Genomic DNA, 13,366 nt, shown 5'->3' with positions numbered 1-13,366 from the left:
TGGTAAAAAGTTGATACAATACTACTCCAAAAGAGTAAATATCACTTTGTTCTGTTAAAGCTTTTTTTCATTATATTCTGGTGGAAAGTATCCTTTTGTCCCACCCTTTTTGTTGGAAGCGGATAGCCCAAAATCAGTAATACGAATGGTATTATCTGGGGCAATCAAAATATTATCTGGTTTAATATCCTTGTGTACAGAAATCCCGTATTTATGTAAATACTGCATGCCTCGACAAAATTCAATACCCCAAACCAAGGCCTGCTTATATTCTACCTTTGTATTTCGTAAGACATGCGTTAATGTTTCACTCTGTACAGGTTCATCAAAGCTATGGGGTTGTTTCCCTACAAAATCCATGACCAAATACATCTTTGTTTCATCCAAAATGAGTGTCCGTGTAAACACCACATAGGGTAAACGAGGCATTTTAAATGTAAGAAGAGCCTCTTTCCTAAAATCTCCTAAAACTTGAGATTTCTCTTTATCATCTCTTTCTTTAAACGTTTTTAATACATAAAACTTGTTATCACGTTTATCTCGGCAGAAAAATACGTCCCCCATGCCACCTTCGCGGGCTTTATCCGATATTTCAAAAAATTCGGACAAAATATCCCCGCGCTTCATAAACAAGGGTTGTGATTTTTCTTTTTGTTGTATGTATTGAGTTTTAGGCATAATTTACTCTACAAATGATTTCTCGGCAAAGCTCTTCATAATAGTTTTGCTGCGGCGTTGCGCCTTTACTTCTATGTACCACCCTATCGGCAATCGTCCTAACAATGGATGTTTTACTCCCTGTAATAGTTGCCCTGCAAACAATACCGATCCTTCCCAAAATACTCCGATCCCGGCAATGTCCGACAGCCAAATATCACGTGTCAGCGACTCAAAACTTTCCGTATAATCAATATTTAACTCGCCGACACTACCAATTTGTCTGTCTAATAAATTAAACAACTTATCTTGAGATAAAAACCACAAATTTCCTTCTTGTTCGTGTTTAGGATGCACCAACCAATCTTGCCTGTTTGCCTGATATTCAAGCGTTAACATATCGCGTGACATAGCCAATCCGTCAGGTTGGCACACATTAATCTGCGGAATATCCAGCGGATCTTCTTCATCCAAGCGGCCAATGGCAATCTTAGGGGAACGCAACGCATTCAAATGATATTCATCTTCTTTGCCACAAGCACAATATAAAGATATAACTGTTCCCATAGTTGAATTTGTAGAAAGAGTAACGGTGTCATTAGACGTCAGCAAATCTTTAGCTTTTTCAATTTTGCCATTGCGCTTATATGCCAATGCCAAATAGTATTTGTGTAATTCACAGTGAATTTTATTGTACCGTTCCTTGTAATACTGCACTAATTCTTGGGGAGTTGTAGCGCTTATTTGTCCGTTATTGGGTTTATGGACAGGATAAATTGGCTTATTCATTATTTCTTGCAAGCGGCCATAGCGATATTCCATTACTTCACGCATAGATTCTTCGGCTTGTTTACATTTGGCACAAGTTCGTCTATGTTCTAAATAAGCATAATTTATGGGCGCTTTTTCGGTTTTAATAAACTCATTTCTTATCAGGAGCAGCCGCTCTTTATCGTATTGAGAACATCCCTTAAATACTTCCGGCAATATGATATGCATTTGGTCTCTTCGGCTTACCGCCTGTTTGGGCAAATCCTGCAGTCTTGTTTGCAACGGAGCACGCATAATAGATTGTATAATTGGCTCTTGTAACTCTACGAATTGACCAGGAAACTTATCAAAGAAAGAACTTACAATTTGTATCAACTTTTTCTTCTCACGACTTGAATTGGTAATGTGAGCGGCCTTGTACAGTTTCCCATATTGTTGTTGCTGGACTTTTTGATCAGATAAAATGTATTTATTACCTAAAATCCGATCAAAACAAGCCCAAAAGGGATATAGTCGTTCTAAATGCAGCCTTTTTGTTTCATAGGACAAATGCCCTCCTTGAGCCGGCATGCTATTTTGGACTTCTTTGGGCATGTCGGATGGAGATTTGGCTGCATTTACAACTATAAAGTTGTGGGTGGACAGGAAAAATACTAAAAATTTGTTAAAGGTACTGCTAGGCAATGACGATAGAAATTCCTTTAACTTTCCTATAAAATCATCCACATTTGTGGCCTCTTGCGGTAATTCCGCATCTACTTCTTCGTTACCTGATTTGCCTTCTCTGTCGGAAACATATTCTGAAACAACTCCCGCTTGTGGGCATTGTTCCCAATCTTCGCCTTTCCCTATCTTGGATATGCAAAAGTCCGCAAACTCTCTTTCATGTTCGCTAATTTCGCCGTATTTACCCCAAAATTCATGCAAATCGATAGAGCCACTTTGCCATAATTCACAAAACCGGGAAGCCCTTTCATCGCTCTCCTTATTGCATGGGAATACCATCAATGCAACATACTCTAACAGAGCATATTCTGCTTGCTTGCGATCTTCCTGAAAATCTCGTTTTGTGGGTATGGCTAGATTCATAATAATTTCATTGTATCTTATTTCCAATGCGAATTGTCAAAAAATGCCAGATTGGCAATATATTTAGAAATGGTATGGATTTAAGGAGACCTTATGGCTATAGGTAAAATATCACTTATGCTAACCTGCGTACTGTTCTTGGCCAACTGTGCCCATGTAAGCGCAAGGCAACAAAAAGATATGGCAAATTTTGACAACGCATCCTTGATATCTGTATATGACGGAGATACGTTTTACATAGATATTCCCTCTTGCGATATTGACGTTTTCTGCAAACATATTTCCGTTCGCGTACGAGGAGTAGATTGCCCTGAAATGAAAGGTGGTACCGCAGAAACGAAAGCACGCGCCAAACAAGCCAAGGAGTTTAGTGAACGCTTTCTTAAAAGCGGCAAAATTCTACTGTACAATTGTGGACGAGATAAGTATTTCCGGCTACTTTGTGATGTGGGGGTTAACGATAAAAGCTTAGGTGCAGAGTTAATTAAGTCCGGACATGCTGTTTCTTATGATGGTGGAACAAAAAATCCTTAAAATTTAAAGCAAATTCATTATTTTTCCCTGCATTTACCCTGTTTAACAGGGAAATAGCATCCCTCGCCTGTTTGTCCCCTGTTTAAAAGCCATTTTCCTCGCTTTATCGTCGCTTTGGGAGTTAGCATTCTCGCCGCTTTCTCCCCGCTTCAAAATTTATCAAAAAGTACCATTTTCAGCCGCTTTTCTGCCGCTTTGGCAAAACAAAAAAACTAGCACTTTTTGCCGCTTTATTGCCGCTTTGGAAAGAAAAAAGTGCCATTTTTTGCCTGTTTTCAGCCTGTTTTAAAATTAGCATAGTGCTAGCAAAACTACACCCACCGTATTTTAGTTTTAATTTTAAGCAAAAAGCCCCGTTAGGATTAACTCCCGACGGGGATTTTTTGTGGACAACTGATAGCATGGGAAATTTAGCGGATTTGTGCGCGTTTTGGTAAAAATTCTCTTTTTATGCTGACAAGAGTAGGTAGGAAGTCGCGCATTTGCGATTAGTAACGGTCAATTCTATACAGAATTTTGTAATATTTTGTTAGGTGGTGCGTATTAACTAGTGACGGACCTAAAAAAGGAACACTTATGCAGTTTGAAGAATTGTATGAAACTTTCTTTATACGTGTTTACAACTATGCACGTTACCGCTGTGAGACGGATACGGAAGCGGAAGATTTAACGGCGTGTATTTTTGAAAAATTGTATAGAAAGTTTAATTCATACAATGCAGATAAATCCCCTATTGAGGCGTGGATTTTTACCATTGCCCATAGTGTAACGGTAGATTTTTTCCGGCGTAAGAAAATCCATTCTTGGTTTTCGTTTACACCACAGCAAGAAGAAAATTTACCTGCCGATGATAATCCGGCCCACACGTTGGAACGAACCTCCTTGGAGGAAGAACTGCAAGCTGCTTTAGAGGTGTTGACAATCCAAGAGCGAGAGCTTATCAACCTGCATTATTATCAGCATCTTAAACAGACCGAGATTGCCGCTATTACAGGGCTCTCACAAAGTAACGTAGGTGTTCTTTTACACCGGGCCGTTAAGAAGTTAAAATTTAAATTAGGAAATGAGCTATGAAATACAATGACAAATTGAACACGATGTTAGGGAGCGGTTTCCAACCCGGTGTTATGGCTAAAGAACGTGTCAAAATGGCCTTGGAACGGAAATTGAACTCTCATGCCCATCGGCGTTTCCAATGGGCGTTAGCTGTGGGAAGTTTGCTTGTACTTTTAGGGATAGGCTTGTATGTACGTCAGCCCCACCCAGTAGAATTGTTAGGGCCGTCGGCTTTACATGCCACGAATATATACGTGGCACAGAATTTTGGCGAGTGCGGTCCCCGTGGGCTTGAAAGCCAACCCAATTATATTCATTTCCAATAAGGAGCGCTTATGTCTCGTAAACTGATGATGTTAATTGTTTTGTGCGCAGGACTTGTCCTCTCGGCCATGGCTAACCCAAATTGTGAGGCGGCTTTTGGTCCAAATGCAAAATTAAATCCCAAACAAGATGAAGTCAATCTTCCGTTTGTAGATGATCCCCAACTGCAAGGGAATTGGGTATCGGTGGATTTTGTAGATAAAATCGAAGATTTTAATCCTTCTCAAAAATCTTTCCGCGGCGAGCTCTTCCTGCAAGAATTGACTTTCTTACCGGAAGGGAAAGTGGTCAATTCCGGTTTTACTTGGACCAAAGGCCATATTTTACACCAAGGAGATAAAACCGATTCCGTTTATGAGATTAAGAAAATCAACGGCCAGGATTACTTATTCTTTGAATGGAAAAGCGGCGATTATACATGTTTGGGGTTAAAACCCTCGTATTATGTACTTCGCAAAACGTCTAATTTGCGCACCGATAACATCAATATGCCTTTCAAAAATGATCCTCAGGCGGTTGGCAAGTGGGAATCGGTCGATTTCGTCTTTGAGCCTAGCCAATTCAAACCGGGAGAAAAGTTTTGGAAAGGCGACCTGTATATGAAAACTATGACTTTACAGCCCAATGGGAAAACGCCCATGTCTCCCGCTATTACGTGGACAAAAGGTTATGTCCTACACAAAGGAGATAAGACTGCCTCGGCGTACGAAATTAAAAAGATAGGTGGTAAAGAATATATGTTCTTTGAATGGAAAAGCGGAGATTATATTTTCCGTGGCCAAAAACCCGCCTATTACGTATTAGAAAAAGAAGATAAATAACTCTATATTCAAAACCCTGCAGAAATGCAGGGTTTTTACATGATTTAAAATATTAGCATAGTGCTACTCAAACTACACACACCGTACTAATTTAAGAGCTCCGCGTAAGCGGGGCTTTTGATTTAGTAGGGCATAAAACACCCCAAGCGCAACGCTCGGGGTGTTTTAATATATAGCACTACTTATTTTAAGATTTCTACAATTCCTTTACTGCCGTTTACGCGTACTTTTTGACCGTTTTTAAGCGTCTTAAGTACATTGCGTACCGACATAACGGCCGGCAGTTTCATCTCACGCGCCGTAACAGCCCCGTGCGACAAGGGCCCACCGCTTTCCGTAATTAAAGCACACGCATTATAAAAAAGCGGCGTCCATGCCGGATTGGTGGTTCGGGCTACCAATACCGCATTTTTAGGAAATTTGGCAAAATCTTCGGTGGAGTGTACGATAAACACTTTGCCTTCGGCCACACCGGGACTTCCGGCCAACCCCGTCATTTGCGAAGAATTAGATGCATGTTGTGTAGTTTCTTCCGCTTGCAAATCCCATACAGGAGTGCGTTCTTTGTTTTTCAAATAGGCGACTTTTTCCGCGGCAATTACTTGTTTCAACTGCACCTTTGTTAATTTTCCTTCTACAAATTGTTGCAAACTATCCATATGGCAGAAAAACACATCATACGGATTCTTAACAATTCCAGCTTTTTTAAGCAGTTTGCCCATTGCCAAAGTTCCTTTCCGAATAGGCAAAGTAAGCCGCGTCGTTTGATAATGCTCAATGTCATCTAGCGAAGTATACGCCCGCACCAAACGCAACATTTCATAGTAAAAGAAATGTAAATCTTGCGGCAATTTACTAAATAATTGGGCTTGAGCTTCCTGATTAGCTATCTTGATTTCGTATTCCTTTTCTAACGGGGTTTTCGTTTGCGGAGTGGTGATAATAAGTTTCAAATTATCCAGCACCACCCAAGGCGCTTCCACCCAAGTAGGAATGTAATAATCAAAATCTGTTTCCCGATGCCCGTGCATACTTAAAAAATTGCTAAAGGCTTTGTCAAAAGCCGGAAATTTCTTTAGACTGCGTTTTTGAATAATATCCCGGGAAGGCGTTTTGGAAAGTAGCGTCAAAAGCGCTTTATCCTTTTTGGCAAGTTGTGCCAGCCCGTACAATTCCGTATTGACCAAATTTGTTTTTGTTTCAGTAGTAGCAATCAACAAGGGAAATAAGTGTTTGGCCTCTGCCTCCCCAACCGCCAGCGTAATGAAATACAGAAACATCTTATACAAAAGTGCTTGTGTGATGGAAATAGCAATATTCGGGCGGAAATAATTCGTTCCCAACTCTGCTACACGCAGCAAGTAGTCCCACACTTGCGAAACATTTTTCTTAGACAAATCTTCCGCCATCAGCGCACCGATACCCAGCAAATAAGTGTCTAAATTGCGCGTCCATTTAACAGGCAGTTCTTGGACATATGAAAAGCGATCCTTTAAGAACCCAATTTTATTGCGCAAATCATCTAAATTGGCAATTTGCACAGGTGTCTGCCCCATATAGAGCCACACGGCATTTTGGTTGCCGTAAATATAATTATCAAACATAGCAAACCATTTTCCTTCAAAAGGAGGCAGGCCCATCAAACGGAAAGAGTGATTGAGTGAAATGTGAAAAGCTTTTTCCACAAAATCCCATGTAAAAGGTGTGATAACACTTGGATACCGTTCTGCCGATTCATCCCGCGTCCAACGAGCAGGCAACGTAGTAATGGGACGGGCTTGGAGTAAAAATAACTGACGCCCTTGAAATGCCCATTCAATATCTTGCGGAAAACCATAGTGCTTTTCCACTTTTGCGTTTAATGCGGCAACTTGTTTAATTTGGCTATCGGTTAAACAGGGTTTCAGCGCTTCTTTACCGCTTAATTTTACTGTTTTTGTACCGCGGGACAACGAGACAATTTTTTCTTCTTTTTCGGCCACCGCACGCTGTAAAATACGGCTGTCTTTTTTGGATATAATAAACTGGTCTACCGTACTTTCCCCGCTCACAACCGATTCGCCTAGTCCGTAGTTGGCATTGATTAAAATTTCATGTACATTCCCGTTAACCGGATTGATAGAAAAACCGACGCCGGCCGTATCTGCCTGAATCATCCGTTGCACCACTACCGCCATAGTGGTATCGTGCTGATTAAATCCTTGTTTATGACGGTAGGCAACGGCACGGTCATGCCACAAAGAGAGGAAACATTGCTTGATTTTATCTTCAATTTCTTTCTCTCCCACGCAATTTAAGAAAGTATCGTGCTGTCCGGCAAAGGCCGCGCCCGATAAATCTTCCATCGTAGAAGAAGAACGCACGGAGAACGCTTTGATATTCTTAAATTTGCCCAATGCCTGATGAATTTCTTTACGCAAAGAAAGCGGTAAAGATAAGCCGGCTAATTTCTTTTTAAGGGATTGTGTTTGTTTAACTAATTTTTGAGGGTGGGCATAATCAAAGTGTGCAATTTCTTTCTCTAAAAAATCGGCTTGCGCAATAAAATGGCTATAAGCCTGTGCCGTTACAATAAAGCCTTGCGGTACCGGAAATCCGGCACGTGTCATTTTAGATAAATTAGCTCCTTTTCCACCGCTAAAAGCAATGCTTTGGGCTTGTTCATCCGTGAATAACAAAATATCTTTCATATCAGTTTCCCTCCCAATGTTTCATATAGTACTCAGCAAATAAGAACATGGTAATTGCTAATACAAATCCGACCAAACAATCTACCGTATAATGGTACCGCAAATATACCGTAGAAATCCATAACCCCACACAAGGCACCAAATATCCCCAAAATCGCAACTTATGATATTTAGAATCAAAAAGCAGAATAAATAAAGAAACCGCACAATGCAGACTTGGGAAAACATCCGTATAGTTTGTCCCCTTAGGGTACATATAATGCAAAAAATCCATGACGGGTCCTGCCTGTATAGGCCCGCCAAAAACATCTGACATGGCTAAATAAGGGCCAACGGCCGGGACAAGTAAATATCCGGTAAAGCCGAAAGCATACAGCGTAAATAATCCCACGTAAAAACCTTTTGCCGTTTTAAGCGGCTGAAATAAATAATAAATACAAGCTACAGGCAGTTGTATCATAAACAGCATATAACAAGCCGCTAAAATTTCCGTCAGCCACACACGCATATAGGGCGTTAACCATACGGATAAGTTACCGCCGATAAGCAAATTATCCCAATGCTGTAAAAGCGCATCCATTTTACCTTGCGGATTGATGAGCGGAGAAATCGTTCCCAAACTGCCAAAGACTAAATTCATTACTACAAAATAAATTACCAGTCGCCATTTCCATCTGTTACGAAACACATACGCATACCAACCTAATGCCAACGGGAGCAAGGTATATAACACACTATTAACAGAAAATCCAGTCATCCACCACAACCGAAGAGCCGTAATGAATAAAAACAAATTAAATAATAGTTCATGAGGTAAAATTTTAGTGAACAATTTTTTCATATAAAGCCTTACGCAACTCATTAAATTTTTTCATACCTTTTGGCCAACGCAACCAGTTGTATAAACTAACCGTATGCTTTTTCCATGCTCCGTAAATAATAAAACCAAGTAAAGAAACAGCCAACGACAGTATAGTTAATTTGGGGAACAATACAAGTTCCAAAACCGTTAATACTAACCACAACGTAAAAGAAGGAATAATTTTCCACAGAGAAATTACATTGTTATCATCAGCAAACTTTTTAGAGCAGAAATACCCCGCTGATATTGGCAGTAAATTCCACCCAAAAGCATATAATACAAAAGGCGCCGTAATACACCAAGTCCATACGCTATTTAGTAGCGAGCGCGGGAAAATCGGCACTCCTTTATATAATTTGAGTCCCGCGTGATTTAATTGGGCTAATATATCGGCTGCTTGCTGGTATAAATCTTTATTTTCATAAATTTTACGCAGAAAAATGTGATAAGGAACATCCCCATACAAAGACAAAAACGCCGCAGCCTGTTGTATCGTGCGTTGCTCTTCTTCATCTGCATAATCTATACCCACTCTTTCTAAGGCTTCTGTAAACAAACGGTGAATTTCTTTACGGTCTGTGGGTTGCGTAAAGACAATGGGTTTTCCTGCCACCACTTCTACTTTACCGCCCAAACAGGTTGGGTCATCATAAAACACACCGCAAGGCACCACCGTCAATGATTTTGCTTTTTCAAAATTGAAGCGGGAAGCCAAAATAGCCGCTCCCTCCTTAAAGGGCAAGTGGGCGGGGCCCAAGGTACTTGTGCCCTCCGGGAAAACAAACAAACGCCCTTTTTCTTCCAAAAATGAAATACATTTTTTAAGTGCGGCGATATTACTATGCACGCCTTTATCTTTATCGCGTGTGACTTCTATCCCGTCAAAAAACAGACGGACAATTGGATTACGCCGCAGTTGTGCCGCCAACATAAATACCACCGGCGCTAATGCCCGATGATATACAAAACCGTCCACCGCTCCGTTTTTATGTAACCCAATAAAAAGGACAGAATCTTCAGCCGGTATATTTTCTTTTCCGTAGAGCGAAACTTTACGAAAATATACCAGCGTAATCAGCGTAATAAAGCTTGAATACCAGCATTTTTTAAATAGATTCATTGGTGGCAGCCATTTCTTTGAGTTTCACGTAATCTACTTTGCCCGTACCCATCAGCGGAATTTCTTCCACTACGCGAATGGTTTTGGGTACGGCCAGTTCACTTAGGCCTTTTTCTTTAAAAGCGGCCAGTAATGCCCCGCGTTCTGCAGTGGGTTCCGTGCTAAACAGTACCAACTGTTCTCCTTTTTTCTCATCGGGGATATTGACTACCGCGTGCATTTTGTTCGGCCACAAGGCATTGATTTCCGTTTCAACGGCCGTTAAAGAAATCATTTCGCCCGCTATTTTGGCAAAGCGTTTTGCGCGACCTAAAATAAATACAAATCCGTCTTCATCTACACGCACAATATCGCCCGTATCATACCACCCATCCTGCGGCGGTTCCAATACGCCGGGGTTGCTGTCGCGCAAATATCCGGCCATAATATTGGCCCCTTTAACAAGCAGTTTACCACCGTCTTCCACGCCGGGCATTTGTTCCAACTTATATTCAATACCCGGTAACAGACGGCCTACACTGCCGCGTTTGAAATACATAGGCGTGTTGACGGCCATCACAGGCGCGGTTTCGGTTGCCCCGTATCCTTCCATGATACGCAAACCGAACTGGTCGTAGTATCTGCGGATGGTTTCTTCTTTCAGTTTTTCGGCCCCCACCACTGCTAAACGTACCGAGTAGAAATCATACGGATGGGCCATTTTGGCATAACCGTTGAAAAAGGTATCTGTTCCGAAAATAATGGTGGCATTGCGATCATAAATAAGTTCCGGCACAATACGGTAATGTAACGGAGACGGATAGAAAAATACAGGCACCCCACACAATAACGGAAGCAATGTGCCTACCGTCAGGCCAAATGAATGGAAAATCGGCATTGCGTTAAACACACGGTCTTTCAGCCCAAAGTCTAACACGCTTTGCAGTTGCAAACGGTTAGCTTGTATGTTTTCATGGGAGAGAACAACCCCTTTAGGCGTGCCTTCGCTGCCCGATGTAAAAAGCACAACGGCCGGATCTTTGGGGCCTACGTTACCACGTACTTTTTTATAATAACGGCGCGGGAAATAAGACGCTGTTAAACCGACTAATTTATCCCAGGTAGTAATTTCTTTTTTCAAATCTTCCAAATACACCAGTCTTATCCCCGCCTTTTTTAAGGCTTCGGCTGTTTCCAAAAGGCCGCCTTGCCGCAAAAATAACTTGGAAGTAAAAATGGTGGTGATTTTGGCCGCCTTACAACACGCCAGCATATTTTTTACACCGATAGAAAAATTGAGCATGCACGGTGTAATATTAAACGCACGCATGCCAAAGAAAGCCACCACGCTGGCCGTCATGTTGGGCAATAAAAATCCTGCCTTTTCGCCCGGTTTTTGATGCTTGGCGATTTTCTTCCCCAGTACAAATACCGCAGTTAAAAAGGGCCCAAAATTAAGCGGCTTGCGCGTGGCATCATTGATAATACGTTTGTTACGGCCAACCAGTTCATACGCATCTAACAAGGAATCAAATAGGGTTTCTTCCGCGTTGCCGGCCTCATACTTCATATTGACCATAATGTCATAGAGCCCGCGCGCAGCTGCTAAACGGCGGGCTTTGCCTTTTATGCTTTCATCAATCTGTAAGGTTTTGGGGGCTTGAATAGTAATTGTAATTTTACTTTGCGGACGTGTTTTTAACTGCGTGCCGAAACGAGAGAATAGCGAGTACTGGCTTCCTTCCAAACAAATGGGCAGCAGTTGTGCATTTCCTTTATCGGCAATCATGGCCGGGCCGGGATAAATTTTCATAAGACCACCGGTAGTCGTAATGCGCCCTTCCGGAAAGATAACGACCCGCTTGCCCGATTTTACTTCTTCAATAATGGATTTTACTGCCATCGGGTTAGTGGGGTCAATCGGGAAATACTTTACTAAGTGTAAGAAAGGTTTTATCCACCATTTTTGAGTAACGTATGTATCTATTGCAAAATACAAATGCCCCGGAATATATACCCATAACAATACCGCATCTAAAAATGAAGTATGGTTAGCGATAATAAGGGCATTGCCTTGCAAGTTTTTCCAATGTTCTATTCCTTTTACTTTTACCCCGTACACAAAATTTAACACGCGTGTTAAAATCATACGGATAATGTGATGTGGCAACAAACCGCAGATGTAGATGGCCGCTATCGCATTAGCAAAAGCAATTACTCCAAAAACAGTAGGAATTGTGAAGTGCATGGCCAAGAGCAGCGCACAGAACCCGCTGCCAAGCACCATAAAAAGCGAGTTAATAATATTATTAGTGGCAATTACGCGAGAGCGTGTATCTTCACCCGCCAAAAACTGCAGCATAGCATTTAGCGGTACCACATACAACCCACCACAAATAGCAAAACCAAGCAAATCCACCGTAATGCGTTTGCCCGTAAATGTCATCAAAAATTCTTTGTAGTCTATCGGTAATGCAGAGGGCACATAACCGGAAGTGGCACAGGCTAAATCTGCCAAGAACACCGTCATTAATAGCGCACTGACGGGCACATATTTACTGGTAATTTCACCTTTCACTAAAAATTGACAAAGCAGTGACCCAAGCCCAATTCCACACGAGAAAAGCGTAAGTAAAAAAGTAAATAACCCCGGAGTTCCATTTAAAATGTTGTGAGCCAAAGACGGCATTTGTGCCACAAGCGCGGTGCCCAACATCCAAAACCAGGAAATACCCAAAATACACAGGAAAATATCGTGGTTTTGCTTGGCAAATGCCATATTTTTCCAGGTGCTACGTAGAAAATTCTTATCTACTTTCAAAGCCGCATTGGCCGGTTTTTGTGCCGGAATAAACAAACTGGCAAGTAGTCCTAAAATTGCTACAACTAAAATAATACCCGGCAAAAATTTATCGGTTACAGGAAAAGAGCGCCCGAATAGGTCAATGTGTGTTACCGTAATGATTAAGCCACCAAATACCGTTCCTTGTAAAATGGAACCATAAGTACCCGCTTCAATAATACCGTTACCGGAAATGAGTTGTTTTTCCCCTAAAATATCCGGCAAAATACTATACTTGACCGGCCCAAAGAAAGCCGATTGCGCCCCCATCAAAAATAATATGCCAAGCAAAAGCGGTACGTTAGTTGTTAAAAATCCAACGCCGGCTAACAGAACAATAACCACTTCCAATCCTTTGATTGCTTTAATGAGGATGTCTTTGCGAAATTTATCCGCCAGTTCCCCGGCTAACGCCGAGAATAAGAAAAACGGCAACATAAATAAGGCTACTGCTAAAGAAACTATAACCGATTTACTGCCGGCAGACATACTGGTTACTTTATAAGTAATAAAAGTAGCCATAGCCGTGCGGAAAAAATTATCGTTAAATGCACCTAGATATTGCGTACAAAATAACGCTAAAAACGAACGATTAAAGAAGGTTTTAAGAAGTGCAAACAT

The 13,366-nt window shown here is 41.4% G+C and carries 10 protein-coding genes; 4 read left to right on the top strand and 6 right to left on the bottom strand.

Annotation, left to right across the window (positions count from 1 at the left end):
- Positions 1-54 precede the first annotated feature (54 nt).
- Entirely contained in the window at positions 55-678 is a 624-nt protein-coding gene (locus IKN49_01285) for a protein kinase (GenBank protein MBR3631691.1), read from the bottom strand.
- A 3-nt stretch (positions 679-681) separates the two neighbouring features.
- Complete coding sequence (locus tag IKN49_01280; GenBank protein ID MBR3631690.1) at positions 682-2,517, bottom strand: hypothetical protein; 1,836 nt, start codon at positions 2,515-2,517, stop codon at positions 682-684.
- Positions 2,518-2,610: 93 nt separating this feature from the next.
- Here IKN49_01280 and IKN49_01275 point away from each other — a divergent pair, with 93 nt between their 5' ends.
- The 4 genes from IKN49_01275 to IKN49_01260 all read left to right on the top strand — a co-directional run bounded on the left by IKN49_01275 (position 2,611) and on the right by IKN49_01260 (position 5,252).
- On the top strand, positions 2,611-3,051 hold the full coding sequence (locus IKN49_01275) for a thermonuclease family protein (protein MBR3631689.1): 441 nt from the start codon (positions 2,611-2,613) through the stop codon (positions 3,049-3,051).
- 576 nt (positions 3,052-3,627) lie between these two features.
- Positions 3,628-4,125, top strand: a complete 498-nt coding sequence (locus tag IKN49_01270; protein MBR3631688.1) for a sigma-70 family RNA polymerase sigma factor — start codon at positions 3,628-3,630, stop codon at positions 4,123-4,125.
- Positions 4,122-4,433, top strand: a complete 312-nt coding sequence (locus IKN49_01265; GenBank protein ID MBR3631687.1) for a hypothetical protein — start codon at positions 4,122-4,124, stop codon at positions 4,431-4,433. Before IKN49_01270 ends, IKN49_01265 begins: the two co-directional genes overlap by 4 nt.
- Before the next feature lie 9 nt (positions 4,434-4,442).
- A complete protein-coding gene (locus tag IKN49_01260) occupies positions 4,443-5,252 on the top strand; it encodes a hypothetical protein (GenBank protein ID MBR3631686.1) in 810 nt (269 codons plus the stop codon).
- Between the two features lie 182 nt (positions 5,253-5,434).
- On the opposite strand, the gene IKN49_01255 is transcribed toward IKN49_01260, so the two are convergent.
- From IKN49_01255 to IKN49_01240, 4 genes are read right to left on the bottom strand one after another with little or no spacing between them, the layout of a single operon-like run.
- Positions 5,435-7,942 carry a hypothetical protein gene (locus IKN49_01255; GenBank protein ID MBR3631685.1) on the bottom strand — a complete coding sequence of 836 codons (2,508 nt, stop codon included), beginning with the start codon at positions 7,940-7,942 and terminating at the stop codon, positions 5,435-5,437.
- 1 nt (position 7,943) lies between these two features.
- The gene (locus IKN49_01250; GenBank protein MBR3631684.1) at positions 7,944-8,783 is read right to left on the bottom strand and encodes a phosphatase PAP2 family protein; all 840 of its coding nucleotides are present in this window, start codon (positions 8,781-8,783) and stop codon (positions 7,944-7,946) included.
- Entirely contained in the window at positions 8,764-9,924 is a 1,161-nt protein-coding gene (locus IKN49_01245; GenBank protein ID MBR3631683.1) for a 1-acyl-sn-glycerol-3-phosphate acyltransferase, read from the bottom strand. Before IKN49_01245 ends, IKN49_01250 begins: the two co-directional genes overlap by 20 nt.
- Positions 9,911-13,366 carry an acyl-[ACP]--phospholipid O-acyltransferase gene (locus IKN49_01240; GenBank protein MBR3631682.1) on the bottom strand — a complete coding sequence of 1,152 codons (3,456 nt, stop codon included), beginning with the start codon at positions 13,364-13,366 and terminating at the stop codon, positions 9,911-9,913. The genes IKN49_01245 and IKN49_01240 overlap by 14 nt, the downstream gene beginning before the upstream one ends.

This window comes from Elusimicrobiaceae bacterium (assembly GCA_017528825.1).
Taxonomy (GTDB): Bacteria; Elusimicrobiota; Elusimicrobia; order Elusimicrobiales; family Elusimicrobiaceae; genus Avelusimicrobium.
Note: the sequence above shows the minus strand (reverse complement) of the source record. Positions and strands in the feature narration are given on the sequence as shown.

Bases quoted from the DNA above. Each gene is read 5' to 3' on its own strand.
- IKN49_01285 (MBR3631691.1), bottom strand. From the start codon at position 678: ATGCCTAAAACTCAATACATACAACAAAAAGAAAAATCACAACCCTTG.
- IKN49_01280 (MBR3631690.1), bottom strand. From the start codon at position 2,517: ATGAATCTAGCCATACCCACAAAACGAGATTTTCAGGAAGATCGCAAG.
- IKN49_01275 (MBR3631689.1), top strand. From the start codon at position 2,611: ATGGCTATAGGTAAAATATCACTTATGCTAACCTGCGTACTGTTCTTG.
- IKN49_01270 (MBR3631688.1), top strand. From the start codon at position 3,628: ATGCAGTTTGAAGAATTGTATGAAACTTTCTTTATACGTGTTTACAAC.
- IKN49_01265 (MBR3631687.1), top strand. From the start codon at position 4,122: ATGAAATACAATGACAAATTGAACACGATGTTAGGGAGCGGTTTCCAA.
- IKN49_01260 (MBR3631686.1), top strand. From the start codon at position 4,443: ATGTCTCGTAAACTGATGATGTTAATTGTTTTGTGCGCAGGACTTGTC.
- IKN49_01255 (MBR3631685.1), bottom strand. From the start codon at position 7,942: ATGAAAGATATTTTGTTATTCACGGATGAACAAGCCCAAAGCATTGCT.
- IKN49_01250 (MBR3631684.1), bottom strand. From the start codon at position 8,783: ATGAAAAAATTGTTCACTAAAATTTTACCTCATGAACTATTATTTAAT.
- IKN49_01245 (MBR3631683.1), bottom strand. From the start codon at position 9,924: ATGAATCTATTTAAAAAATGCTGGTATTCAAGCTTTATTACGCTGATT.
- IKN49_01240 (MBR3631682.1), bottom strand. From the start codon at position 13,366: ATGTTTGCACTTCTTAAAACCTTCTTTAATCGTTCGTTTTTAGCGTTA.